This window comes from Verrucomicrobiota bacterium, assembly GCA_039192515.1.
GTDB lineage: Bacteria > Verrucomicrobiota > Verrucomicrobiia > Methylacidiphilales > JBCCWR01 > JBCCWR01.
This window is the reverse complement of record JBCCXA010000006.1, coordinates 1-26,615: the sequence shown is the minus strand read 5'-3', so window position 1 is coordinate 26,615 and position 26,615 is coordinate 1. Positions and strand designations below refer to the sequence as shown.

Annotated in this window: 23 protein-coding genes; 9 read left to right on the top strand and 14 right to left on the bottom strand. The window is 43.6% G+C overall.

All coding sequences use genetic code 11. The features are described from left to right. Nucleotides 1-4: 4 nt before the first annotated feature. From AAGA18_04255 to AAGA18_04230, 6 genes are all read right to left on the bottom strand, one after another. Nucleotides 5-2,338 carry a PQQ-binding-like beta-propeller repeat protein gene (locus AAGA18_04255; GenBank protein ID MEM9444545.1) on the bottom strand — a complete coding sequence of 778 codons (2,334 nt, stop codon included), beginning with the start codon at nucleotides 2,336-2,338 and terminating at the stop codon, nucleotides 5-7. Nucleotides 2,339-2,399: 61 nt separating this feature from the next. After that, nucleotides 2,400-4,028, bottom strand: a complete 1,629-nt coding sequence (locus tag AAGA18_04250) for a galactose-1-epimerase (protein MEM9444544.1) — start codon at nucleotides 4,026-4,028, stop codon at nucleotides 2,400-2,402. Nucleotides 4,029-4,040: 12 nt separating this feature from the next. Continuing rightward, complete coding sequence (locus AAGA18_04245; GenBank protein MEM9444543.1) at nucleotides 4,041-5,324, bottom strand: glycosyltransferase family 4 protein; 1,284 nt, start codon at nucleotides 5,322-5,324, stop codon at nucleotides 4,041-4,043. A gap of 83 nt (nucleotides 5,325-5,407) precedes the next feature. After that, entirely contained in the window at nucleotides 5,408-6,661 is a 1,254-nt protein-coding gene (locus AAGA18_04240) for an NAD(P)/FAD-dependent oxidoreductase (GenBank protein MEM9444542.1), read from the bottom strand. Nucleotides 6,662-6,845: 184 nt separating this feature from the next. Beyond that, nucleotides 6,846-7,382 (bottom strand): hypothetical protein, encoded by a 537-nt coding sequence (locus tag AAGA18_04235; GenBank protein ID MEM9444541.1) that lies wholly within the window; start codon nucleotides 7,380-7,382, stop codon nucleotides 6,846-6,848. A gap of 22 nt (nucleotides 7,383-7,404) precedes the next feature. Continuing rightward, nucleotides 7,405-8,736 (bottom strand): coproporphyrinogen-III oxidase family protein, encoded by a 1,332-nt coding sequence (locus AAGA18_04230; GenBank protein ID MEM9444540.1) that lies wholly within the window; start codon nucleotides 8,734-8,736, stop codon nucleotides 7,405-7,407. Nucleotides 8,737-8,901: 165 nt separating this feature from the next. On the opposite strand from AAGA18_04230, the gene nifS reads away from it, so the two are divergent. Both nifS and AAGA18_04220 read left to right on the top strand, forming a co-directional pair. Next, on the top strand, nucleotides 8,902-10,053 hold the full coding sequence (nifS, locus tag AAGA18_04225) for a cysteine desulfurase NifS (GenBank protein ID MEM9444539.1): 1,152 nt from the start codon (nucleotides 8,902-8,904) through the stop codon (nucleotides 10,051-10,053). Nucleotides 10,054-10,059: 6 nt separating this feature from the next. Continuing rightward, nucleotides 10,060-11,244 carry an aminotransferase class V-fold PLP-dependent enzyme gene (locus tag AAGA18_04220; GenBank protein ID MEM9444538.1) on the top strand — a complete coding sequence of 395 codons (1,185 nt, stop codon included), beginning with the start codon at nucleotides 10,060-10,062 and terminating at the stop codon, nucleotides 11,242-11,244. Between the two features lie 205 nt (nucleotides 11,245-11,449). Here AAGA18_04220 and secA read toward each other — a convergent pair whose 3' ends face one another. Beyond that, on the bottom strand, nucleotides 11,450-14,440 hold the full coding sequence (gene secA / locus AAGA18_04215; GenBank protein ID MEM9444537.1) for a preprotein translocase subunit SecA: 2,991 nt from the start codon (nucleotides 14,438-14,440) through the stop codon (nucleotides 11,450-11,452). Between the two features lie 211 nt (nucleotides 14,441-14,651). Continuing rightward, nucleotides 14,652-15,212: a chemotaxis protein CheW gene (locus AAGA18_04210; GenBank protein ID MEM9444536.1), complete on the bottom strand. Its 561-nt coding sequence runs from the start codon at nucleotides 15,210-15,212 to the stop codon at nucleotides 14,652-14,654. A gap of 102 nt (nucleotides 15,213-15,314) precedes the next feature. Between AAGA18_04210 and AAGA18_04205 the strand changes: the two genes are divergently transcribed. The 3 genes from AAGA18_04205 to AAGA18_04195 all read left to right on the top strand — a co-directional run bounded on the left by AAGA18_04205 (nucleotide 15,315) and on the right by AAGA18_04195 (nucleotide 17,423). Then, entirely contained in the window at nucleotides 15,315-16,220 is a 906-nt protein-coding gene (locus tag AAGA18_04205) for a hypothetical protein (protein ID MEM9444535.1), read from the top strand. A 45-nt stretch (nucleotides 16,221-16,265) separates the two neighbouring features. Continuing rightward, entirely contained in the window at nucleotides 16,266-16,754 is a 489-nt protein-coding gene (locus tag AAGA18_04200; protein ID MEM9444534.1) for a peroxiredoxin, read from the top strand. Nucleotides 16,755-16,940: 186 nt separating this feature from the next. Beyond that, complete coding sequence (locus tag AAGA18_04195; GenBank protein ID MEM9444533.1) at nucleotides 16,941-17,423, top strand: hypothetical protein; 483 nt, start codon at nucleotides 16,941-16,943, stop codon at nucleotides 17,421-17,423. A gap of 259 nt (nucleotides 17,424-17,682) precedes the next feature. On the opposite strand, the gene AAGA18_04190 is transcribed toward AAGA18_04195, so the two are convergent. The 5 genes from AAGA18_04190 to AAGA18_04170 all read right to left on the bottom strand — a co-directional run bounded on the left by AAGA18_04190 (nucleotide 17,683) and on the right by AAGA18_04170 (nucleotide 21,601). After that, nucleotides 17,683-19,209 carry a TolC family protein gene (locus AAGA18_04190; GenBank protein ID MEM9444532.1) on the bottom strand — a complete coding sequence of 509 codons (1,527 nt, stop codon included), beginning with the start codon at nucleotides 19,207-19,209 and terminating at the stop codon, nucleotides 17,683-17,685. Nucleotides 19,210-19,214: 5 nt separating this feature from the next. After that, the gene (gene obgE / locus AAGA18_04185) at nucleotides 19,215-20,234 is read right to left on the bottom strand and encodes a GTPase ObgE (protein MEM9444531.1); all 1,020 of its coding nucleotides are present in this window, start codon (nucleotides 20,232-20,234) and stop codon (nucleotides 19,215-19,217) included. Nucleotides 20,235-20,290: 56 nt separating this feature from the next. Then, nucleotides 20,291-20,500, bottom strand: coding sequence for a DUF1731 domain-containing protein (locus tag AAGA18_04180; GenBank protein ID MEM9444530.1), 210 nt, complete (start codon nucleotides 20,498-20,500; stop codon nucleotides 20,291-20,293). Nucleotides 20,501-20,685: 185 nt separating this feature from the next. After that, the gene (locus tag AAGA18_04175) at nucleotides 20,686-20,961 is read right to left on the bottom strand and encodes an NAD-dependent epimerase/dehydratase family protein (GenBank protein MEM9444529.1); all 276 of its coding nucleotides are present in this window, start codon (nucleotides 20,959-20,961) and stop codon (nucleotides 20,686-20,688) included. A 211-nt stretch (nucleotides 20,962-21,172) separates the two neighbouring features. Continuing rightward, the gene (locus tag AAGA18_04170) at nucleotides 21,173-21,601 is read right to left on the bottom strand and encodes a peptide chain release factor-like protein (GenBank protein ID MEM9444528.1); all 429 of its coding nucleotides are present in this window, start codon (nucleotides 21,599-21,601) and stop codon (nucleotides 21,173-21,175) included. Nucleotides 21,602-21,688: 87 nt separating this feature from the next. Here AAGA18_04170 and AAGA18_04165 point away from each other — a divergent pair, with 87 nt between their 5' ends. The 4 genes from AAGA18_04165 (at nucleotide 21,689) to AAGA18_04150 (ending at nucleotide 25,397) form a co-directional block, all read left to right on the top strand. Further along, nucleotides 21,689-22,618, top strand: a complete 930-nt coding sequence (locus tag AAGA18_04165; protein ID MEM9444527.1) for a GDP-L-fucose synthase — start codon at nucleotides 21,689-21,691, stop codon at nucleotides 22,616-22,618. 78 nt (nucleotides 22,619-22,696) lie between these two features. Beyond that, entirely contained in the window at nucleotides 22,697-23,335 is a 639-nt protein-coding gene (locus AAGA18_04160; GenBank protein MEM9444526.1) for a lysophospholipid acyltransferase family protein, read from the top strand. Nucleotides 23,336-23,418: 83 nt separating this feature from the next. After that, a complete protein-coding gene (locus tag AAGA18_04155) occupies nucleotides 23,419-24,450 on the top strand; it encodes a sugar phosphate isomerase/epimerase (GenBank protein ID MEM9444525.1) in 1,032 nt (343 codons plus the stop codon). A 377-nt stretch (nucleotides 24,451-24,827) separates the two neighbouring features. Beyond that, the gene (locus AAGA18_04150; protein ID MEM9444524.1) at nucleotides 24,828-25,397 is read left to right on the top strand and encodes an FHA domain-containing protein; all 570 of its coding nucleotides are present in this window, start codon (nucleotides 24,828-24,830) and stop codon (nucleotides 25,395-25,397) included. A 49-nt stretch (nucleotides 25,398-25,446) separates the two neighbouring features. Here the strand turns inward: AAGA18_04150 and AAGA18_04145 are convergent, their stop codons facing one another. Further along, nucleotides 25,447-26,439, bottom strand: coding sequence for an adenosine kinase (locus AAGA18_04145; GenBank protein MEM9444523.1), 993 nt, complete (start codon nucleotides 26,437-26,439; stop codon nucleotides 25,447-25,449). Between the last annotated feature and the right edge of the window lie 176 nt (nucleotides 26,440-26,615).

The following is a 26,615-nucleotide window of genomic DNA, read 5'->3' as shown; positions in this document are numbered from 1 at the left end:
TTTTTTACTCATTTGGTGAGAGCAAAATATTATCAATAAACACTCTCTTCTTAGCCTGAGGTGAAAAGGCAAATATTCCCGGTGCACCCTTCTTATGAGCATTTTTATGCTCTACTTCAATAGTCCAAGCTTCAGGCTCCGTCTCTCCACGCTTCCAAACTTTGCCTCTAATCATTCCCATACCATCAGCGTCAACATTTACCCTAGTTTTGAGGGTGTACCATTCGTTGGACTTCCACGCAAACGGGACAGTAACCTTAAGCCGGTCATGATTCGAGCTAACTTCCAAAGCTTTCCAGTTACCCACTAAATTAATAATATAACGCTGATTAATGAGTCCAATGTCTGACATGATTCTTCTATTACCGTCAGTCATAACGTCTGCCTGTAAATTGTAGCCAGACATATCTGGGTCCCCTATGAAAATTCGTGATCTTTGAAACAACAGCTTATCCAAAGTATTTCCAGCTATTTTGCCTTCTGGTGTATCAATAATTCGCCACTTCAGCCTTGCCGCAAGCCATGATAATGGTGGATAAGCAAACTTCTCATCCCCGCCATCTTGACTTAACTCAAATGACTCAAAATCCTCTGAATAATGAACATTAGAAAGAATCCTACCTCGGGTAACTCCTTCGGCGTTGTCTTGAACGACCTTTAAGGCCCCTGCTGACTGTTTGGCATCATTAGGTGCAATGAGTGTTCCATCCCCTTGCAAAACTGCATCCACCTCCGCCTTGACTTTAGCAGCTGGTGGAATGAATTTCTTCCATTCTCCACCGCTGATTTCTTTTTCAACTAGCAATCCAAGATTATCTAGACCACGCACTTTGAATGATTGCGTATCCCCAGGCTTCATCCGAAACTCATAGGGAACAACTTGCAAACGCTGAATAGGACCGGGCTCTGGGTCTTTGCGCATATAACTTGCTACTAGACCTGGTTTTACCTCTGCAGGACCAAAGCAATAAACGCTCTTTTTACTCTGGAGATAAAGACGCCCGCCCCATACAGAGGGCGCTGCAATACAAGGCGCGTCTAATTGGGTTTCACTCAAAATCTCAGCTTGTTCTTTTGAGACCTTGAGCACGTGAAAACTTCCGTCAAACATGGGCGCGTATATCTTACCCTCCGCATACAAGGGCGAAGCATGTATTTGGTCAGGGGCTAATTTTTCTGACCATAACCTCTCTCCTGTTTTAGCGTCAACCGCCATCAATTCCCCCGTGGCTACGGTTGTGTAAATCACTCCATCATGCACAACGGGAGAACTAGTAAAGGAACGCATGCCTTCTTCATTTCTCCATAGTTCTGCATCAGCTCCTAAAACAACTGGTGTTTGGCCCATCTCTGCAACACTCGTAGGAATCTTCAAACAGATCAGCCGCCCAATAAGTGAACTATCTAGATTCTCCTTACCATGAATGACAATTAGCTTATCCTTACCATACAAAACGGGCGAGGCATTCACGCCGCCAGTAGATACTTGAAAGCGCCAGAGCGCCTCACCGGTTCTGGCATCGGCACAGATCATATTTCCACAGCCTGTTCCCGAATAAAAAACTCGCCTCCCATCTTCAAGATCGTGAAAGACTGGTGTGGAATAAGAACTGTCGATAGGCTGGCCGCCCGGGGTAGATATCCAAATCAAATCTCCATTTCTTTTATCAAAGGCATAAAAACGGTCTCTCGCCGGCCCCTGCCTCCCCCAGGCTGCTGTGATCCCTCTAAAGATCACTCGATCACCATCAATGACGGCAGTGCCAGTTCGGCCATTGGGAAAAGTTAAGCGCCCAAACTCCTCCAGCATAGAATGTTCCCAAAGAAGCTTACCCTCCTGGTTATAGGCCATCGCCAAGCCCGCAGAACTCATCAGGTAGATGTTACCTGTCTCCTCATCTACGAGCGGGGCTCCTATAGCGTAGCGGTTGTAAATAATATCACTTAAATAATCACTAAAGCGTTTTTCCCAAATGAGCTCGCCTGTGTCTGCATCCAGACAGACTAAAGCTTCTTGGACGTCCTGGGTTTCTCCATAGAAACCAAAAATAAAAGCACGTCCATTGGCAATAACTGGCGTTCCACCCCCTTGAATAGCATATTTCCAAAGCGCAGCACTTTCCTCAATTTTATCTGGCAAGCCTGTCTCACCTGATACACCATTTTGATCTGGACCCCTCCAGCTCAGCCAACCCTGATAGGAACTCGAAGGAGACTCATCCGCACTCATCACTTGCTTCTTGTCCTTGGGAAGATCATTGCCGCACCCAACAAACACCACTCCTACTAATAAGCTTAGACTAACTCTGATTACTACTAATTGCTTGGATTTTATCATATAAGTGCTTGCTTGTTAAATTATACCTACACGTATCAATGTCAATGTTTGCTTTCCTCTGTTATGCTACGGTTGACATGCGAAAGGCAGTGCTCGTTTGATAGATTTCCCCCGCTCTCAATACGGTGCTTGGAAAATCTTTATGATTAGGTGAATCTGGAAAGTGTTGGGACTCTAGGCAAAAACCAGCATGCTTTTGATAGTTAAATCCCCCCTTACCTTTTATTGAGCCATCCAAAGCATTACCTGTATAAAACTGAAGACCTGGTTGATCTGTCCAAACTTCTAGCAGACGCTTGCTACCGGGCTCGATTACCTTGGCCGCCAGCTTCATTCCACTGCTCTGCTCGCTGAGAACAAAATTATGATCATAGCCCCCGGCCATGTTTAACTGGCCAAAGTCTTCTTTGAGATCGCTGCAGATAGGCTTTAGCGTCCTAAAATCCATAGGGGTCTTTTCTACATCAGCTAGCTTACCTGTGGGAATGAGCCCCTTCTTAACAGTTGTAAAAGTCTCAGCCGCAATCATCACTTGATGATCGAGTATATCTCCAGAACCATGCCCCATAAGATTGAAATAAGCATGTTGAGTCAAGTTGACAACGGTTCGTTTGCTACTTTCTGCGGTATAGTCAATTCTTAGCTGTCCTTCTTTGTCTAGCGTGTAGGTCACTTGGGTTTTTAGTTCGCCAGGGTAACCTTGATCTTTATCAGGACTTGTCATCTTAAAAACGACTCCTACACGGTCCTCATTTTTAAATGATGCTCCCTGCCAGATTCTTTTGCCAAAGCCATCTAGCCCACCATGAATATGGTGGTTGCCATGGTTCTTTGTCAGTTTATAAATCTTGCCCCCAAGCTTAAATTGCCCTTTCGCTATTCTATTGGCATATCTCCCAACAACCTCACCAAAATGAGGCTCATTATTCTCGTAGTCAGCTAATTGATCAAAACCTAACACGATATCGTCCAGCTTACCTTCTGCGTCCGGTGCAAGCCAGTTGGTGATAATCGCTCCGAGCTCAATAATCCTAACTTCCATACCAGAGTCGTTTTTGAGTATAAATTGCTGAAGCTCTTGCCCAGTTTTAGTCCTGCCATAATAGGTCTGCTCCACACTACAAGATCCTAGCTTTTTGGTAGTCTCACTCGATATGTTCTGCTCTTGCTTACTGTCAGTTTTATTTGCAGATGGCGGACTACCAGGCCCTGGTTTGTAAAGTGTCACTAAGCATCCCCCGACCGCTGCCAGTATAATTCCTAAATAGAAGGGCCACTTGATCACACTGAACCCACCAACTGGCGGATGCAATGAAAGCGCAACTACCGCATTCACAATAGGTGCGCCCGCGAAAATAATCGACATCACTACTGCAGGTGAACCTTTGGCCCCAAACGCCAGCAGAACAAAGAAAGCGCCTAAGGCACCTGCAATACCTGCAATTAAAGACCAACTTACCCCTTTAGCAGGAAAATTCCAAGAAGCTCCATTTAGCTTCAACAAGATGAGAGGAGCTAAGACTGCGGCAATAAAGTAAGCAATTCCGACAAACAAAAAGGCCTTATACCTTCCGTTTACCGAATCCCCCATAGCCATCGATCCCGTATGCAGTAAAATGCCGTAGATACCCCAAAACACTACTGTCCCAAACGCATAGATTAACCATTCCATATTTTTTTGTGATCCCATTATAGGTTCCAATTATTTGTTATTCTCGATTACTCCTATGAACTGTTCAGCCATATGGGCAATATCATATATCCTTTTTGTATTCTTTTTTCCTTGCTCCGCCATTTCTATTACTTTATTGCGCTCACGTAATAATTTTTGCAAGGCATTATTTAAAGTACTCGCCCGGTTATAGTCATAAACCATACCGCCGCCTGTTGAATCGACAATTTCCTGAAAGGCCGACACCTTCGGTAGGACCACAGGTACTCCAGCGGCCATTGCCTCTACCACATATAGCCCGAAAGCCTCACTATAGGTGGCTGGCACAGAAAAAAGGGTAAGTCCTTTGTAAAAATCAATCTTTTCTTCTTTAGTTAAATTAGGGTGAAAGGACACATCCTTAGCATATCCAGAATCCTCTATTTTTCTTTTCTGTGAAGAAACAAATGACTCATCAGCCTCGGTGTAAGCCCCTGCAATCTTTAAGTGAACATCTATGCCTTGCTTCCTCGTAAGCAAAAATGCATCTACCAATATATCCAGTCCCTTTTCCTCACACATCCTGGCTAAATAGCCTATCACTGGTGGATTCCAAGGTAAGGTAGAGGCTTGATAATCACTGGTTTCAATTCCGTTGGGAACTATATTTACCAATTCTTCTTTGAAACCCATTTTCTGAGTCATGGATTTAGCAAAATACTTACTTGGAGCTATTACCCAATCCAACTCTGAACAACGCTCACCCATCAATTGCCAACAATCTTCTCGATAAGGCTCCTCTAGCGAATCCAAAAAATTCTCTTCTCCCTGCAAAAAACAACCCACTGAACAACCCAACCTTTTCTTTAGCATTCGAGCCATTCCCACCAACAAGGAAGTAGAAAATACAATGGCATCCGGTTTAAACTCCTTTTGAACCCAACCAACAAGACGATTTAATTCCTTCGCTTGGTTCCCCTCCTCCCCCTTTAGCATAGAAAGCGTCAGTTTCCCGTGCTCGCTAGCCGAGGTCATACTTTGGAAGCGTGAAACCCATTTCAGTAAATCGTAGCTGCTCAGCCATTTGTCCATCCATTGCGGAAGTGCTCGAAAAAAAGGCAGCTTTTCTTGTAAATAAACATTGATACCACCATAGAAAATTTCACGGGAAGCTTCTCCTTTTTCACCATCATCCTCTGTCACCAAAGGCAAATAGGTCGGCAACATGAGAACCTTATAGTCAAGCTTTTGCAGTGCTTGGACTAAGGCTCTATCACGTAGACAAACGCCACAGTAATACGCTCCTGTCCCAGGCGTGATGAAAAGGATTTTCATGCTGTAGTCCGAATTTAGAAAATTTCTGGAACTATGTCGCGTAAATTAATGGCCTTTTGCGGGCTAGAAAACCGTGTATAGGCTCATGCTGCGTTGAGATATGCTCGGCCATGTTTGAGAGGCTCGGGAGTATTTGCCATCCTTCCAATAGTCTGAAATAAATGTGAGAAATCTCTTTCAAATAAATCTCCTATCAAACAATCCGTTAGGTCGCCGCGTAATTCAGGCTGTTCCTTGAGCAACGTGGCAAAACTGAAGTTAGGATCATAGAACGCATAAACGAGACGACGCATGGATTCAATACCATGACACATTCTTTCACCGTATTCCATGAACTGAGTGGCTTCTACATTTCCGGATTTCAAAGCTTTATCAACAGCCTTAGCTCCGAGCGCACCACTACTTAAGGCGAGGAAAACTCCGGAGCTAAAGACTGGGTCCAGAAAAGCATAAGCATCTCCTACAAGCAGCAGTCCATCTGTAGCGCAATATTGAGAACGGTATGAATAATCGCCTGTTGCCCAGTATTCATTTTCACAGGTGCCTTGTGCTAAATGATCTTTAATCCAGGCATTATTCTCAATCTCACGAGCAAAAATATTAGCAGGGTCCTTTCCATCCCGGTAAAGGTAATCCTTCTCCGCCACAATTCCCACACTTACGCGATTATTCTGAAGAGGTATATACCAAAACCAGCCACGCTCTGGAAGATAGGCTACCGTAGTAGCACCTTCATCTAAACCTTCGTCTCTTTTTGCACCTTGATAATAAGTCCAAATAGCTATTTTATTGAGAACAGGGTCTTTTACTCGCCACCCTGAACGAGACATTGAAAAGACATCGCGACCCGACGCATCTATCACCATTTTTGCTTTTACCTCAAAAGGATCTCCCCCATTTCTAGCAACAGCACCAACAACTTTCCCTCCCACTTTTAAAAGCTTTTCGGCACGCACCCCGTATTTGACTTGAGCGCCTTTTTTTTCTGCATTGTCGAGCATCATGGCATCGAATTCATCTCTTTTGACTTGCCAAGTAGTCGAAGCCTCATGATCTAAGTGCTGGAAAAAATAAAAAGGCTTGGAGAGTTTTCCATCCTCTGTCACAAACTGGACGCTATGTTTTTTAGGGCAAGCTGAATTCTTTAGCCAATCAATTACTCCTAATTGCTCTAGGGTGAAATAGCAGAAAGGCATCAATGACTCACCAACATGATATCTCGGGAATTGCTCTTTCTCTAGCACAAGCACATCCCAGCCTTTTTCAGCTAATAGAGCACTTGTCGTAGCACCAGCTGGTCCTCCCCCAATGACTAATACGTCTACGTCATGATTCATGAATTTAATTTCTCACAATTTAGACACATAGCAAGTGCACGGCATCATTTTAACCCGAATTATGTGGTAGAAGTTGAACCAGATGCTTAAAAGCTCGAGTCACAAGAAAAAGAGAGTCGACCAAGATGTATCAATTAGGTGATTTCTCCAGGAGACTCTAGAAATCATTCGGCTTTAAAGTCGTTTATGGCCTTACAATTTCGACAATATTTGCTATCGCTTCTCCTGAATCTCGTGTGAGCTGGTTACAGCGTCCGAACAGTTCCGTGGCCTCATCAACTCCTAGAGCAGAAGCAATCTTTGCATCTGCCGACAAATGAAAAAACTGGCTTGGACAACTCCGGTAATCCACTTGATGTTTATTTAGTATTTCCCCTAGAGGAATTTTACCTTCTAAAATGACAGCGCTCACTTTTTCTGAGACAGCATTCAAGTAGATCTCAATAGCTCCATATTCCACACATAGACCAGCTTCTTTTGTCACCAAAACAACTTCTCGTGCATACGCTTCTTCACCTTTCCTTTCTTCCAAAACCCTAATCAAAATATCATCTTGATAATTTTCTTTTAAGGTAGAAGTCATATCCCGCTTATGCACTAACAGTTTGTCATAAGGAGCTGTCACATCTTTGGCATTTATCAGGTTTATATCCAACAAATCCACTTCCGTAGTCGTATTAAAATTCAACAGTGGATTCAACTCACATAGCATTACCTTCATATCACTATAATATCGTCCAAGATCACAGATTATTTTGATGTTCGGGTAAAAAGAAACCTGGCAACAATGCATCTACTCGCAACAAGGTATCACTACTCAGAACAAGCCAATCTCCACTGCGATTTAAAAGTTTCTTACGCGTCATAAAGTCTAACTCCTGCGAAAAACGCTCTAATATATTAATAGCAAATTTATTTTCAAAATACTGAATGCTCACCCGTCCTAACTTCATTTGTAACATGAATTCCCTAAGCATTTGCTCCTCTCCAGTGGTTTGCAAAGCTCTGCCAATAGGTAATTTACCTTCTTGCAATGAGTCTAGGTAAGGATCAAAGTGCGTGAGATTTTGAAAATGAACACCCCCTAGATGCGAAAAGGAAGCGACCCCTAATGCCACCATATCAGCACCAGACCAAAGTGCATCACGGTAGACAAATTTTGTCTTTTCTGGATTTTTCACCGCCGTGTAAGCACTGGTGATGGTATAACCTTTTCGCTCTAAATAATCGAAAGCCTCTTGCACCCAGCGTCGCTTTGTTTTCCAATCGGCAACAGGAGCCTTAAGTTGGCTCTCTTGTTTCATACGCTTGAAAATGGTTGTATTGTAGGGAACCTCCATCTGGTAAATGGTCACGCTATCGGGCTCAAGCTCAACGGTTCGCTCAACGCAGCGCTGCCAATTTTTTTCTGTCTCATCCAACATACCTGCAATAAGGTCGATATTGATCTGATCAAAATCCAGTGCCTTGGCTACTTCCATAGCTTTCCAGACCTCCGGACTGCGATGTGCCCGGCCATTAATCTCAAGGACATGATCATCAAAATTTTCCACACCCATGCTCAGGCGAGTCACCCCTATTTCTCGAATCGCATTCAATTTTATGGAATTCAGAGTTCCTGGCTCCCCCTCAAAAGCCACTTCCTCAACCTCATCCCAGGGAATCACCGCTTTCATCTGATCTGTTAAACTCTTAAGTTGCTTTGCGGATAAATACGAAGGAGTTCCACCACCAAAATAAACAAAACGAGGCTTTCGACCTTGGAGAAAGGGCTGCTTGGCATATATCTCCAATTCACGGATAGCAGCACTGATATAGCCATTAACCTCTTTCGAGTTCTTATCCGTGTACACCCTAAAATAACAAAAGTGACAGCGCTTACGGCAAAAGGGAATATGCATATAAAGTCCCAAATCAACACCATCAGGAGCTCGGTTCTGTAAAACACTAGAAACCTTGCTTGACTCGTCGTCCTTCCAATATTGAAAAGGAGGATAATTCGCTAGGAAATAACTGCCACCCTCGGTCTCAGAGTCGACGGTATCCCACAGCTTTTCCAGGAACTCTACTGACATGAATATAATTTAGCCCTAAGACCAAGGCGCGCAAGTTATTATTACGTAAACTTAGTATATTCTCCCTGATTATTCTCCCTCTGCGGCTAAAACAAAGAGTTGTTACGCTCGCCTTCAAGCGCTATGTTTACGCGCTCGAATATTCCTGTGGAGAAGAATTGAAGAATGATGTTACTGGAAGACAAAGATATTATCTACTTGGACAATAATGCTACCACACGTATTGCCCCAGAAGTATTTGAAGCAATGACTCCTTACTTGAGGGATTATTATGGAAATCCTTCCAGCTCGTACTCCTTTGGCAAACAAGTTCACACAGCCGTCGAGCGCGCGCGTGAACAAGTTGCAGCGCTCATATCATGTGAGCCGAAGGAGATTTTCTTCACCTCTTGCGGCACGGAATCCGACAACGCCGCTATCAATGCCGCCCTACAAGTCACGGGACACAAGCACGTCATTACCAGTGGAGTCGAACACTCCGCTGTAAAAAACCATGGAGAATACCTTGAACGACTTGGCTACGCGGTCACTTACTTGCCCGTCTCATCAGATGGAACACTTCAGCTCAAAGAACTGGAAAATGCTATCCGACCTGACACTGCCATTGTCTCACTGATGTGGGCAAATAATGAGACTGGCGTTCTCTTTCCTATTCGTGAAGCGGCTGAAATTTGTCAATCCAAGAAAATCCTTTTTCATACCGATGCCGTTCAATGCCCGGGCAAGATTGATATTTCTGTCAAGGACTCCGGGATCAACTTCCTGTCTCTTTCTGGACACAAACTTCATGCTCCCAAGGGAGTCGGCGTTCTTTATGTCAAACGCCGGACGAAATTTATTCCTTATGTCATGGGTGGTCATCAAGAAAAAGGCAAACGTGGTGGCACCGAAAATGTCGCCTCAATAGTTGGACTTGGAAAAGCTGCTGAACTTGCTTTGGCAAAACTTCAGGAAGAAGCCTCACATACCCGCACACTTCGCAATCAACTCGAGACCGGTATTTTGGAAAAGGTTGCTGAGACTTCTGTCAATGGACATCCCGAATCACGCCTTCCCAATACCACCAATATTAGCTTCCATAGAGCTTCCGCAGAAAAGATTCTCGTAGGTCTAAATGAAAAAGGTATTTGCGCTTCAGCTGGCTCAGCTTGCACCACCGGCTCCATGGAACCCTCTCATGTTCTTACGAATATGGGCTTATCTCAAGACAAAGCATTTGGCTCCGTTCGATTTTCTTTTTCTCGCTACAGTGACGAAGCACAGGTTGCGACGACCTTAGAAGCACTACCCAAAGTTGTAGAACAATCACGCTCGTAATCTGTCATGCAAATTGAGCAAATCATTTCTAACGAAAAACTTCGCCAGGAGCTCTTCCCTATCTGCACAGAGCGGGTGTTTCTAGCTCATGCAGGCGTAACTGCTCTGCCCCAATGCTCTGCGGAGGCTATGAAGGCGTTTTCCTATGAAGGCAGCTTGCAACAACAAGAGCACGCCGGCGTTTGGAAAGATATGTTTCACACACGCCAGGAGGCCGCCACACTCCTCTCTGCTGAAGAAAGCGAGATTGCTCTACTCGGCCCTACCGCTCTGGGACTCAATCTTGTTGCCAATGGCTTGAAATGGCAAAAAGGCGATGAAGTCATTTACTATGGCGATTGCTACCCCGCTGATGTCTACCCGTGGATCAAACTACGCAGCCATGGGGTAGAAGTTGTGCCTCTTGAGCTTACACGGGCTGGAGTTATCCGTTGGGAACATATCGAAGAAAAACTAACTGAGCGAACTCGCCTAGTCTCCTTGGCCTCTGCTAATTTCCTTTCCGGCTACCGAATTAATCTCGAAGAGATTGGTTCCGAAATCAAAAAGCATAACCCCCAAACACTGTTTTGCGTCGATGGCATACAGACCCTTGGAGCTTTCAAGACCACTGTGGAGCATATTGATTTTCTCAGTGCTGACTCTCATAAATGGCTTCTCGGCCCGCTTGGCGCTGGCGTCTTCTATGTTAAGAAATCACTCTTTAATATCTTAGAACCCACTCTCTTGGGTTCATGGAATGTTGTCTCACCTCAATTCATCGCCCAAGATAGAATCGATTACTACGAGGGAGCACGTCGCTATGAACCCGGTTCACTCAATCTTGTAGGAAATGTTGGCATGCTTGCAGGCATACGTTTTCTTTTGGAACTCGGTGTAGAAAACATTTCCAAGCGTATTCGAGACTTAGGAGCTTTCACTACTGTACAAATGCTAGACCTAGGTTATCAGCGCTACGTTGACTTTGATCCGGTTGAAGAGAACGGTCACCAAGCCACCTGTGGTATCTATACCTTCCAACATCCATCTCTCAACATGGAAGAAACCTTCCAGAAGCTCAAGGACCAGAATATCGATATCTCACTTCGCTATAATCGATCCGGCCAGGCGCTCTTTCGCATCTCCCCCCACTTCTACAACACAGAAGAAGAGATCTCCCGCTTCATCGAAGTTCTAAAAAAAATAATTTAGAGCACATGATCATTCTTAAATCCCTTCGCATGCAAAAGCCTGAATCGCGAGAAAAAGAGAGTCCACAAAGATCTATCAATCACACCGTCTGAGCGGAGCTCTTAAAAGCAAGTGAAGGCGAAGCCATCAATCAGGCAGAACGCATGAACCTAAGCGTTCTAAGGTTTGCAACAAAGGATCGACAGCGCAAGCAGTTCATCACCCTTTAGGCTTTACTTACAAAGCGCCATCCCTCTTGCTCAATCATAATCTGAGCTTTTTTGTATTTTACTGTCTTTTCCTCACCATCCTTAGAGATGATGACCATTTCGTTACGGCCGATCTTTTCCATTTCCCTTCTAATGGGCAAATGAAGCTCAGGCTCCTCTTGAGCTTCAGGAGATCCGCCTGCATTGGGATTTTGCGAAGGCAAAGATGAAAGATCAGGCAGACCAGAATCACGAGTGAATTTCTGAGGAATCGCACGAAGAAAGCTCTCGAATGCTGATAAGCTCGTACTCGAACGGAAAACATTGTGCATAATTTCGTTTTTGATGTTCGCCATCAATTCCTGGAACATAGTAAATGCTTCAGACTTGTATTCCACTAAAGGGTCTTTCTGGGCAATTGCTCGCAGATTAATGCTTTGCCTCAATCCGTCGATGGCATACAAATGCTCCTGCCAAAGTCTATCGATGGCACTCATCACGACATAACGTTCCAGAGACTTAACCGCATCCGGTTCTTCAAACTTCACTTTGACATCATAAGCATCACGCACACGGCTTTGTAACTTACTGATTATTTCCTCTTCGGGTGCTTCCCAATTGACGTCTTCGCGGCTCAAACCCAGGGGCATGGCTGAATTGATCCAGCTCACAAGGCCATCTATATCCGGATCTGCACCGTGCAGGCGTTCATTGCATTCTCCAGCAATAAGTTCATCAACCACTTCAAATATTTCTTTGCGAGGATCATCCGTAGTAAGAATGTCATTGCGGTAGTCATAAATCACACCACGCTGCTGATTCATGACATCGTCATACTGCAGAGTGTGTTTACGGATCTGGTAATTTCGTTGCTCAACCCGCTTTTGTGCACCTTCCACCGTTCTATTCAAAAGTGGATGAGCCAGACCCTCTTGATCTTCCATTCCGAGTTTGGTCATCATGCCCGAGATACGACGTGAGTCACCAAAGTTGCGCATGAGCTCATCTTCAAACGAGACAAAGAATTGAGAAGAGCCTGGATCTCCTTGCCGTGCACAACGACCGCGCAGCTGCCTATCAATCCGACGGGATTGGTGGCGCTCTGTCCCAATGACATGGAGACCACCTAAGTCGGCTATTCCAGGCCCAAGCTTAATATCTGTACCACGACCTGCCATATTTGTAGCGATGGTAACTGCTCCACGCTGACCAGCTCGAGCGACAATCTCCGCCTCTTGCTGATGAAACTTCGCATTCAAGACGCTATGCACAATGTTGTTCTTTTTAAGCAAACGAGAAACTACTTCCGAGGACTCCACGGAAGCGGTTCCCACAAGAATCGGTTGCCCCTTGCCATTGCGTTCTTTGATGTCCTCTAAAACCGCATTGTGCTTCTCACGAATACTCTTGTAGATAAGGTCGTCATGATCAATCCGCACACAAGGACGATTCGTAGGCATTTGAATCACTCCTAGTTTATAAATATCTTTAAACTCATTGGCTTCCGTTTCCGCAGTGCCCGTCATACCAGATAACTTGTCATAGAGACGGAAATAATTCTGAATCGTAATAGTGGCTAAGGTCTGGGTTTCTTGGTCGATCTTCACACCTTCCTTCGCTTCAACTGCTTGGTGCAGTCCATCGCTCCAGCGACGACCTGGCATGGCGCGCCCCGTATTTTCATCGACAATTACCACTTTGTTATCCTGGACAATATAGTGTACGTCTTTTTCAAAGACGCAGTAAGCTCTTAGAAGCTGAGATATATTGTGAATCCGTTGGCTCGCGTTTTCATAATCTGCTTGAGCTTGCTGTTTTTTCTCATTTTTTTGTTCAGGTGTTAGACTTGGGTCCGAATCAATATCATGGTGCACCGTAACCAAGTCAGGTAAGACAAACGCATCTGGATCATTTGGATCTAAAAACGATCTTCCCATTTCAGACAAGTCAGCATCACTGCTTTTCTCCTCCACGGTAAAGTGAAGCGCTTCCTTAAGTTTATATAGCTCAGTACGACGAGAATCCTGGTAGAGCAATAGCTCAGCATCATCTATAGCACGAAGCATATCAGGATCTTCCTTGTATTTGAGTAGAAGGGGATTGCGAGGCATGCCCATCTTGACCTTCAATAGCAAGCCAGCTGCTTCAGCGATCTCTCCAGCCTCCGCCTTCTTTTTCGCTTCATTCGCAAAATCATTACAAATCTTATGTTGCTTGCGCACCAACCTAGCCACCATGTCTTTAAATTTATCATACTGGTGAGTGGACACTGTTGCAGGACCAGAAATGATTAGCGGAGTCCGAGCCTCATCAATCAGGATGGAATCAACCTCATCAATAATGGCGTGGTAATGCCCGCGTTGGACCTGATCTTCTGAGCGCGTAGCCATGCCATTATCACGCAAATAATCAAAGCCTAACTCTGAATTCGTTCCATAAACAACATCACACTCGTAGATAGCGCGACGCTCTTCAGGACTTTGACCATGTTGCACACACCCTACGGAGAGTCCTAGGAATCGATGCACCTCACCGACCCACTCAGAATCACGAGCTGCCAGATAATCATTCACCGTGACAATGTGAACCCCCTTACCAGTCAATGCGTTGAGATAGGTAGGCATCGTTGCAACCAATGTCTTACCTTCACCCGTCGCCATTTCAGCAATCCTGCCCTCATGCAAAACCATACCGCCTACTAGCTGCACGTCATAAGGAATCATCTCCCATAAAAGTGGGTGCCCCCTAACTTCTATCTGTCTTTTAGAATTGCTAAAACGCCTACAGGTGTTTTTGACAACGGCAAAGGCCTCTAATTTGATGTCCTCTAAAGTAGCACCCTTTTTAAGGCGCTTCTTGAACTCATCTGTCTTGGCCTGTAATTCACCATCAGAGAGAGACTGCAGTGCTTCTTCAATTTCATTAATTCGATCCGCTTCTTTCATCAAGCGCTTAACTTCTCGTTGACTTTGCGACCCAAAGACTTTCTTAGCTAAAAATCCTATCATTTTACGTTCAAAGCTTAAAATTTGATGGTTGATGGTGTCATTTTCACCTTTTTCCCCACAGCCTTAATGATGTGCCGTAGCCACATTAACTATTCCATGAGAAAGAAGTAAGGCTAGTCGTCCGACTTCAATGGTCAACTCCAATTAGAGCACAGGATTGTAATCGACTAATAAGATTTTGAAATGCAGAGGAACGAGCTTCGTGGTGCTCTTAATTGCAGCCAACATCACTAAGATTGGAGAGAAATTGTGGCATATCGCTCAATTGCCGATCGATCAAGTCTTCAACTTCATCTTCATACATGTACCGATCAGGCCAAGCAAAGGCATCCTCGATGTCACTCATCTGAATTTCGCATTGAACGACTGGGTGGACCTTAGCATTTGTAGGATCCACCTTCTTGAACCCACGCAGTCTCTCAACTAGTAGACCCAAGTGAGGCTGATCATCATTCATGCTAGGGTCTTTTACCACCAAGATGCAGTGACTCTTAGCCTCTTCCTCTGTCATGTTCTGGATTTCAAAAGGTTCCGGAGAACCATCTCTAAGACCAAGATCTATCACAGGAACCTCTATCCCGCAGATATGCGTAACGCCTGCTAAATAAGCCGGCCCCTCTTTTACCATTTCGAGATCGAACATTCGGGTAATGCCCCAAACATGTTGGGCTGGCACGCCAAAACATTTGCCACCAACTTCAAAACTTAGGTAATCTTTTTGCTGCTCGCCTAAGCTTGAAAATACTTTTTCCCAATTGAATGAAGCATCCACGCTTTAGTAAATCGACCAGCCAGATATTTAAATGAGACGGACTTAACAATTTTATCTGTCATTGAATAAAGAATTTATTGTAAGTTTCGCTCAGAACAAGCCATGAGTCGCCTTTTAATCCTCTGTCCATCTCATATGACGCGCCCATTAGGAGGTCCAAAAGGGATACTTGGCGACCGAATTCATCAGCTAGCGGCTTTGCAATCTATCACCTCAATTAACCCAAATCCACTGATTTGGCCCCATGATAACATCACCAAGGATCTTTTTTCCTCCATTTCCGTCGAGTTTATAGAGGGAAATCAGAGCGATTTAAGAGTAGCTTTATCAAGGGAGGATATTTTTGCCGTCATAGGGCTATTTTTTCCCACCCAAAATTGTAGAAAATCGCTCATCTCCGACTGCCATCACCTCATAGAGCTTGAAAATATGGTAAACGAAACAGTTAAAGCTAAATTTCATTTAGCTCAGGATATTCATCCCAGAGGAGAAACCCCTCACTATATACAGTTAATTAAACTAGCCTCGAGGATACTCAAGAAAGAATTGCCCGACATCAGCCTGCCACTAGTCAAATCACCGTTGAACCCAACTCCCTCAAAGTCCCATGGCATTCTATTATCGCCCCTAAGCGGCTCACCAAAACATGCGATCAGTAAGCCGTGGTGGCAAAGCTTTGCCAAGCTAACCGAGCACCAAACTAATCTACTTATCCCTATACTTCCTCAAGAAAGAGAAAACACCCAGCGGATCTTTGAAGATTTTGACCACATCACAATTGTAGAAGCAAGTCTTCTAGAAACTGTCGCCATAGCCTCAGAAGGAATGCCTACCATAGGAATTGATGGCGGAAGATTAAATCTTTTAGCTGCTGGAAGAACCCTAGAACAAAAAGTTGTTGGTATCTATGGTGATTGGCCGGCTTCCGCTTGGGCGCTACCTAATATTATCCCTAAAACTCAGTCTCTCAAGCCTGAAGAGGCCCTAGAGCTGTTGTTATTTTGTTAACTACGGTTATATTTCTTGATGTTTGATAACAAATTTTTAGCCATTATGATATTTTCACTTTTCTCTACTATCACTGGCGTCAAGGCAACGAATTCCCCAGCCATAGGTAGTAAAGCGCCTACTCCTAAATCCATCACTCATGAAGGTAAGCCTTTCGACTTTGCAGAAGCCTATACTAAGGGACTGACACTTGTTTTCTTCTATCCCAAAGCCGATACACCCGGCTGCACCAAACAAGCTTGCTCTCTCCGAGATGAATATGAAAAGCTCCAAGATCTTGGCATTCAAGTCATTGGAGTCAGTAAAGACACGCCTCAGGACCAAGCTAAATTTAGGGAAAAGTACCATTTACCCTATACTTTGATCGCCGATAAGGACGGTAAAGTCATAGAAGCCTTTGGAACCGGCAGTATGATCGGCATGTCGAAAAGGCGGGCCTTTTTGATAAAAGATGGATCCGTTGTATGGCTAGATCTCAACGCCTCTACCAGCAAACAAGCTCAGGACGTGCTAAATTACATGGCTAAAAAATAAGATCCGTTATTCATAAATCCAAAACCAGTGCGCAGTCATATCACTTCGCCTATAGCTTTGTAATAGAAATCTATAGAATATGGTGAAAGATGGCAGGGTCTGGAAGACAAACCTTTTTCCCATAACCCATTCTTGTCCCTAGCAATTCTTGACTCACTCATCTATAATTAAAATTACCTTGTGATTATGAATAATGAGCTTAAGAAAACCGCCAAACGTGGGCATGATGATGGTTATCAAGCAGGTCACCAGTTTGCGCAAAAGTTGATGCAAAATCCAGCTATCAAAAATGCCATATCCTACATGATGCGACCTTTATCTTTGCTTAACAGAGGCGATCAGAATAATATCGCCTATCTATTTGCCAAAGAACTTCATGACGGTAACGCCCAGCATAAAACAGGTTTTTTTGCTTACACCCACCAGCCCGAACTCAATTACTTTTTTGGAGCCAAAGGCAAACTACAGGAATCCAAGGACACTTTCCTATGCCATAAAAGGCCCTCTACACCTTTTCGGAGAGCGTCTGGACAGAATCCTACGCTAGCAACCGATTTACCTCAACTAGACCAAGCCATTCTCACGAATCCCCAATGGCAATTACATCAATATAAAAATTTCACACCAATTGAGGTTATAGCCGCTGAGTTAAATAAATTACCGTTGTAAAATGCCCATAAATCCAGCTAAGTCAAGGGTTTATCAAAAGATCAGAGCGAAGCTTAGAAAGGCACTTTTATATCTATAGACGTAAGTTGTTACTTTTCTGACACTTCCATCATTTGCTATGCAAAGTAACCATTAGGTTAGAAAAGACTAACGCGTGAAAGTTAAGATACGCTTCTTTCTATCTCTTTATGAAAAGTAATAAGCCAGATTATGGAAAGTAGAGACTAAATTTTGGCAGTCTTGAAGCAAGACCGAATGGCTAGTCGCTTAAGATGGTAATTCCATTTTCTTTAAGGAGTAAGCCTTGTGCTCTTTTCAACCGAACAAGGGCTTTATTAAATTCTCGCAAATTTCTTAATTCCGTAGTTTCTGCCTCTTGAGCATCTTGCTGAAGTTCAAGAACTACAAAGGTTGTGCTAGAGCCCTCTGTCAATTTAACCTCTTCAGCAGCGGCATTTTCTTCGGCAAATCTCCTGGCAGTCCGGCTTGCCACTAGCTTCTTCTTGGAGCTGTTGAGTGAGATGAGCGCGTTATCAATCTCCTCAATCACATCCTGCTCTTTGTTTTTGATTTCTAAGATGGTTCGTGCTTTGAGCAACTCGGCCTCACGGAAACGGGCCTTTTCCCTGTAATTCCCCCAGGGAATTATAAAGCGAAACCCAACATTCCAATCTTCATCCCTCGTTTCAGAAATGTTCTTATAGCTTTCTCCTAAATCATCGGACAAGCCGTTGTATCCAAAGCTAGTTGTTAAATCCAATTGAGGAAGTAGTTGCTGCTTCTGAAAAGCTAATCTCAGCTCATTTTGGTCCGCCCTATGTAGAAGGGCTTGATAATCTGAGCGATTAGCTAAGCCCACGGCAATATCATAATTTTGTGGAATTTCTTTGCCTGGCTCATTTAGGGTGTCGGTTAGATCCAACTCGTTTTGCAGCCAGATGCCCATATCACGGGTGATGAGTCGCAGTAATTTATTTTCATTTAGCTGCACGATTTCCTCAGCCTCCACTACTGCATTCTTTCTACCTGCTATTTCTGCATCCGCATTAGAAATATCAAGTTTTGTCATAGCACCCAGCTCATAACGCTTCTTATTATCTCTTGAGAGTCTTTCAGCGAGTTCCATGGATTTCTTCTTAGAAATCACATCAGCACTGGAGAATAATAAATCATAATAGGCAAAGAAAACGTCCTGAATAATAGTCTCAACTTGATTCTGAAATTCAGCTTCGGCGATGATTTTTCCTTTTTCAGCAATACGAATAGAAGCCAAGTTATTATCTGTTCCAAAGCCTTTAAGCAAGGGCTGCGTAGCCTCAACACCAACAAAAGTAGAAAATTCATCTTCAAAATCATTAAAGGTTGTCATCCGATCTCTCGTTCTGGATGAAAGCGAAAGCTCCGTTCCAAGAGAAGTTTTTTGTGATACGGAAACTTGACCCGTGGCTGTTCTACTTTTTGTAGAAGCTCTTCCATCTGCAGCTTGTTGTTCGGCAGATCTTGGCGAACTATTTTCCCCATAATCTAGAGAAATGTCTAAGGAGGGATCAAAGGCATCGCGCTCACTCAAAATATTGGTCTCTTCAATAGCTGGAGTGATTCGGCCGATAGCTACATCTAAGTTTGATTCTAGAGCCATCTTCAAAGCTTCAGGCAGACTTAAGCTCACTTCATTTCCCAACAATTCTGATTCCTGCTTTAAGATCTCTTCATCCTGAGCGAAGATGTTATGAGCACAGGCCAAGCCCATGATCAAAAAAGCAAAATAGGTCTTAAGCGGTCTCATGAATTTCATTTGTAAGTAGCTAATTTTTTTTTCAAATCCTTGAGCCCTTGCTCTTGCTTAGCAGAGATTCCAATCACATCATGATCAAAGCGACTTTTAAAGGTTTCCAGGTTTTCTTCTGCTTCCGGTAAATCCATTTTATTGGCGACAACAATAAAGGGACGCTGTTTAAGCTCCTCATCATATAAAGAAATTTCCTGGCGTAGCTTCATGAAGTCATCAACCGGATGCCTACCTTCTGTCCCCGCCATATCCAAGACCATAGCCAGAACGCGACAGCGTTCAATATGCTTCAAAAAATCATGCCCTAGACCAACTCCTTCATGTGCACCTTCTATTAAACCAGGAATATCAGCCATGACCAAGCGCTCATAGCCATTTAAATCAATCACACCTACGATAGGGCGTAAGGTTGTAAAAGGATAGGAAGCCACCTTCGGTTTTGCCGCAGATAAAGCGCCAATCAAGCTAGACTTTCCCGCATTGGGAAATCCCACTAAGCCTACGTCAGCGATTGATTTTAATTCGAAGACATACTGGCCAAATTCACCCAACTTCCCTCTCGTGACTTTAGTAGGAGCCTGGTTAGTAGAACTCTTAAAATTTTGGTTGCCTAGGCCGCCCTTACCACCAGCACATAAAACCACTTTTTGCTCATCTTCAACAAGATCGTGAACGAGTATCATGCCCTCTTCATCTGCAGCTCTTTCAAAATTCTCCTCCTCAACTTCTAACTCATATATGACCGTGCCTGGCGGGACATCAATGGTAATACTCTTCCCACCTTTGCCCGAGCGCTTCCATCCCTTTCCGGGTTTCCCATTTTCAGCAAATTGGTGAGGATGATACTTGAGGTGTGTCATATTGTTCATATGTGGATTCACACGAAGAATGATATCACCTCCCTTCCCTCCATCTCCACCATCTGGTCCACCCATAGGCACGTACTTTTCCCGACGAAAACTCGTGCAGCCGTCTCCGCCTTTCCCGGCGCGCGCCCAAATTCTTACTCGATCCACAAACATAGACAGTTGCAAGCTAGCAAACTTTTAATACCTATACACATAAAATATACTACTTGTTATTTTTCTTCCAGGCATGCAAGCGCATCTGCAAAGCTGTTACAACTAAACTTAAATCCCTCTGCCAGTAGTTTACCTGGTATAACCCGACGGCTTTTTAGTACTAACTCTGTCTCTGTACTCAAAAGGAATGCACCTAATTCTAGCATGTCATGAGTTACTGGCAGGCCAAAGGGCACTTTAAAGTTTTGCCTTAGCTGTCTCATCATTTCTTTGTTAGTGAGTGGACTCGGAGCAGCAAGGTTATGTATTCCATGACAGTTAGGCTTTTTTAATAATCCATTTCATTGCCCGACAAAAGTCTTTTTCATAAATCCAAGAGACATACTGTTCCCCATGTCCCATTTGACCTCCTAGGCCCAAGTAAACCAATCTCTTTAGGACGGGATAGAAACTATTGGGACCATTTCCCAAAACCATTGCTGTTCTTTTTGTGATAACGACAGTTGACAGAAACACCGGCTAGATTGATCAGCACTTCCGCATTTTCTAATTCCTCTTTCCATTCTCCTAGCCGTTCGCGATCCCAGCAAACTATCTTCACCCCGGCCAAATCTATACTACTTCTACTTAAGACAACTATTTCATCAAACCTCTTTGAAAACCATTCAATCAAGACTTTACCTAAAAAGCCTGTTCCTCCAGCTATGACTATCTTCTTGCATTCCACTTCCTCAGCTCAGTTTTAATCCAAGCTTAAAGAAGGACGATAAATTCAATAAAAATAAAGCTGCTGTCTGCTCCCAATGATTTCTAGTAAGCGCATGATAAACGAGCATTCCCCCAGCTAATGCCAAAATCATAAAAATAAGCATGCACTGACTTTTCTCTATCGAATGAATTTAAGATAATTTGGCAAGCCCTTTATTGCTTCGTATGAATTATGATTGGATTCCTTCACCCGGCAGACGCAGGTGAAAGTGTTTTTCCATCTCGGTAATGGTAGGCTTCTTGGTTTTGGGTTTGGCTCCTGACTTACGAAGTTTTTCATCGCGCAAAGCCTGAGCTTTGACTTGATGGCGTGTCTTACCCTTTTCACGAGCTTCTAGCTCCTCAACCAGAATCCTCCTCGCCAGAAAGCGATTGATCCCTTGGCTTCTTTCTCTTTGGCAACGGACTCGAACACCAGTTGGTAGGTGCAGCAGAGCAACCCCAGAAGCTGTTTTAGCACGCTTCTGACCGCCAGGTCCTGAGCCCGCATAGAACGTTTCCTGAATATCTTCTTCCTTTAGCTGAAGAACGTTCATTCGCTCCAATAAATTTTTAAGTTTAAGAGCGGACACAGGAAAAGTTAATCTCTGGGACTTCACTATGATAATATGTAAAAATTATTTCATTGGCACTTGAGCTCAATAGTCTCTGCTTTACTATATAAGATTTATCTTATTTAGCTAGACATGTCTGATTCGAAGAAAATATTTGTTGCGGGCCATCGGGGGCTTGTAGGTAGCGCTATCATTCGCCATCTTGAGGCTGATGGTGGATGGACAATCTTAATGCGAAGTCGCGAGGAGCTAGACCTGACCCATGAGTCAGCTCTTAGAGATTACTTCAAAATAGAAAGACCGACACATATTATTGACGCAGCGGCAAGAGTAGGCGGCATTAAGGCAAATAATGAGTACCCTGTGGAGTTTTTATTGGATAATTTAAGTATCCAGAACTCACTGATCAAATCGGCCTATGATACAGGTGTGGAAAAACTTCTATTCCTCGGCAGCTCTTGCATCTACCCAAAGCTAGCCCCCCAACCTATCTGTGAAGAACACCTACTAACGGGCCCCTTAGAACCTACCAATGATGCTTATGCCATCGCCAAAATTGCCGGTATCAAGTTATGCCAGTCTTATCGACGCCAGTACGGTGCTCATTATATTTCTGCTATGCCTACCAATTTATATGGGCCAAATGACAATTTTGACCCAATCACTTCCCACGTTCTCCCCGGTCTTATCTATAAAATGCACTATGCAAAAATAAATGAAAAGCCCACAGTAACACTATGGGGAACAGGCTCACCTAAACGTGAATTTCTTCATGTAGACGACATGGCTGCTGCTTGCATTTTTCTATTAGAGAACTATGACTCAGAAGAAATTATCAATATCGGTTGTGGAGAGGACGTTTCTATTAAGCAACTGGCTGACATGATTCAAGCTACTGTTGGTTTCAAAGGCAAAATCGTTTGGGATACTTCGCAACCAGATGGCACACCCCGAAAGCTTCTCAATGTGAATAAGATTAAGTCCCTGGGCTGGGCACCAAAGATCTCGCTTGAGGATGGCATTGCTTCCGCTTACAAATGGTTTCTTGAAAATAAGACTTAGAGCCAAATTATACAGTAAGCACCTTAAGGTCTACCGAACTATTCATAGTAAGGCTGAATCAAGAACGTTCTTTTGTGCATGAAAAAGAATACGTTTCTACATAAAAAGGTGCTTCCACCACTTGGTGCATTTCTCATTCGCGCACTTTGCTGGACACTGCGGTTTGAGCTTGAGGATCCAGGCAATGTAATCGACTCATCTAGGAATGATTCGTTTCTATTTGCTTTTTGGCACAACCGAATCCTCATTACTCCCTTTCTCTATAGACGCTACCTTTCACCCCAACCCTTAGTTGTTATGATTAGCACCAGTAGAGACGGGGAACTGATTACTAAGATAGCTGAACGCTTTGGTGTTCGAGCAGCTAGAGGCTCTTCTTCTAAAAGCTCCAAGGGAATTCAAGCATTCTTGAGGCTAGTCCGAGAATTGAAAGAGAATAAAGGCCATGTAGCACTAACTCCAGATGGTCCACGAGGGCCACGCTATGAGATTCACCCAGGTATTATTCACTTGTCTCAAGCAAGCGGTGTCCCAATCATTCCTCTCAGTTGTCAATTTTCAAAGAAGTGGGAACTTAATAGCTGGGATAAATTTCAAATCCCCAAGCCATTTAGCACATGCAAGCTTTGTTGTCATCATCCTATAGCCATCCCCAAAGAAGTGAGTGAAAGAGAGCTGCAGGCACTTACCCAAAGATTAAGAGAAGAATTAGGCTAAGAGTCTCGATTGTATTTATTTACATTGATCCCCTTGTTTTTGTTGCATCCATCCAGATAGATATTCATTATCTTTTCTCTGTTATGGCTAATATCGTATTTCACTCCAGTATCGAAGGCGCTCAGCATGGCGCGAAATCCCTAGATCAATTTTTAGCTTTTGCCAAGGGCTCTGGAGCCGTTGGAGCACAACCCTCAAACTATCTGGTCCAACAAGGTGCAAGCTTTATGCAAGCTAAAGAGATCAAAGATATTTTTGAAAAGCATGCATTGAAGCTAGATGGTCTTTCTGCGCATTGCCCTTTTTGGGTTCACACCACCGCTTGGACCCAAAGCCCTACTATTAAACCTTTTTTACCGCCCGAGATCGCAAGCAAATCTCCTGAAGAAATTGAAACTTGGGCTGAGAAGTATGTCTTAAGTTTTATGGACCTTTGCGTCGAGCTAGGAATCAAAGTCATTCCTATGTTCTGGGGTGTCACCTACGGCTGGGAAATAGCTACTGGTTACCCCTGGGGATTTTGGGCTGGAGAAGATTTTGATCTAGTCAAAGAAGGTGATGAGCGCTTCGTCACAAAGACTGCAAAAATCCGTGAGCACGCTAATCGTCTCGGCATTTACCTCGCGCATGAGATTCATCCCGGAACAGCTGCCATGTGCGCTGATGATTTTTTACAATTAGTAGATGCCTGTGATGGTGACAAATCCGTAACTGTTAACGCTGACCCATCTCACTGCTGGGAAGGAGAATCTTGGGAAGATCGCTTCCGCAAAGTCGGTTCTAGGGTCGTGGCTGCTCATATTAAGAATCACACCGTTCGTTCTGGATATCCATTACGTGGCATGGCTCCGGAATGGTCGGACCGCGCCATGCAGTTCACTGACTTATCGACTGGCGATTTAAATATGCCTAGATATGCGGAGATGCTTATAAATATTGGCTATCCTCAACGCTATTGTAAGATCATGGGGACCAAGACAGCTCCTCTAGTTACTGAAGCAGAAAGTGCTTATAGAGATCTTGATGCATGTGGAGCGGATGCCATTAATTATGTCAACAAACAGCTTTGCTTCCCAGTCGCTGGAGGCTCTTTTGAGGAAGGCATGGGCGCATAAACCTTTGCCATAACAGTTCTCTTGCCTCAATCGTATTTAATTTGAGTTCCATTTTGCACCTTACTTTAGAGAAAATAGAAACCTCTTAACTATCTACGAGATTGATTGCAAAAGCATGAGTCTGTTGTTGCATCCTATTGAAACATCCTTTAGAGCAAATTCTATGCTACAGAAAAACCGCTAAGTCCTTAGGTCTTTCGCTTAGGTACCATAGAATATGGCCTTTATAATACTCATAAGATCTAATGCTCTAGATGATTATTGTGAAAAGTGATGATTAAAAAGTCGTTCATTTAGATCAATTTTGATAGCTGCCTCTTGACTTGATGGTGATCAAATCTAATATGAAATTTATTCTATTAAAGGGTCCTACAATTATGAAAGAAAATATCAGACAGACATCTACTAACAACTCTACTGGTTCCCTCAATAGCAGAGGGCGCCTCCGCCGTAACATCCGAAGAACATATAAATTAGATATTCTATCATTCGGTGCGTTAAAGCCGTTTTTATGTTCCCATGTTGTTGAAACGGGGCTTATTGAGCTCGAATCTAAGAAATCATTTGTTACTAGAAGTTCAGATGACACCTGTAGCATACAAGATGGAGTTATTTATATCTCCGACCCGTCCATCTCTCACCAACATTGCTCGATTGAAGTAAATGAAGACACATTAATCGTCCGAGATCTTCATTCTGAAAACGGAATCTATACCTATAACTCTATAGGCGAGCTCGAGCGATCTGAAGTCATTCGCGTGCGTGAAAAAGAAGAGTTTTTCATTGGACATATACCCATGTTCTTTCATCTACGTCGAACAACTCCCCAGCTCTCAGCTACTCCTTTGGCCCCAAGTCCAGAGGGTAGTGCTGATAAACCTTATCGCATTAATAGAGCCTCAATTGGCACTAAATTACTAAGCGCTATTAATATTCTAAAAAGATAGTTGAATTCAAGAGTCCGCTGGCAATTGATTACTAATAGATCTCGTTGGTCTATGCCAGATTTAGTGCTGGAAAGATTCTCTGTTGCCAAGTTTGATCCGGAAGGCTAGTACCCAAGATGCTAACAACTTCTGAGGCCACAACGGAACCATAATCCCCACATTCTTTTAAAGGTCTACCTTTTAGCCAACCGTATAGAAACCCCGTTGCCCAAAGATCTCCAGCTCCCGTGGTATCAATCGCTTGCGCTTTAACTGGTTCTATCTTGATCAAATCACCATTGTTAAAAATAAGTGATCCATCTTTTCCTAATTTCACAACGGCAATCTCACACTTACCACCTAATTGCCTAACTGAGTCTTGATCAGAAACTTGTACCCCAGCATAAGCAGCCGCTTCTTCTTCATTAGCAAATACCACATCAATGTACTGGTCCAAAATAGAGTCTAAAATATCCTTAGCAGCACCAACGACTTCAAAAGAGGCTAAATCCAAGCTAATGGTGCAGCCCGCTTCTTTTGCTGCTTTCAAAGTGGCCATCATTAAGTCCCGATTAAATAAAACATAGCCTTCCACATGCACGTGCCTTGCATCTGCAAAGTCTTCGGAAGAAAGCTCATTGGCAGCTAACATGGCAGAAGCTCCTAAATCAGTCCTCATCGTCCGTTCTGTATCGGGGGTAACTAACGACAAACATCTGGCGTTTGCAATATCACCGATCTTAAAGCGGCTACTATCACCACCTAACTTTTCGAACTCTGTTCTATAAAAAGCCGCGGCTTCACAGTTACCCAACTTACCAACAAAGGCTGATTTCAGGCCCAATTTTGCTAGACCAAAAACAGTGTTACCAGCAGACCCTCCCGCGGCCTGAAGCACTTCACCATCTATATTGTTTATCATGTTTGCCATTTGCTCTGCAGATACTAATTCCATTCCACCCTTTTCACCGCTAATACCAGCAACAAAATCCTCACTAACGTGAGCTAAAGAATCAACTACTGGCGACCCTACTCCAATGATATCAAATTTCTTCTCCAACATAAGGGTGAGAGTCTCTATGAAATAACAGTAAACTCAAGATCTTATCGAATATAATTAGTCGGCACTGAAAAAAGGTATTTTTAAGTATATTGGATACTCGAGGTATGACTTTGGGGTAATGGAGCAATTCTTGTAGCAAAGTAGAGTCTGATTTCTTGAGGCATGTGTGATATGGC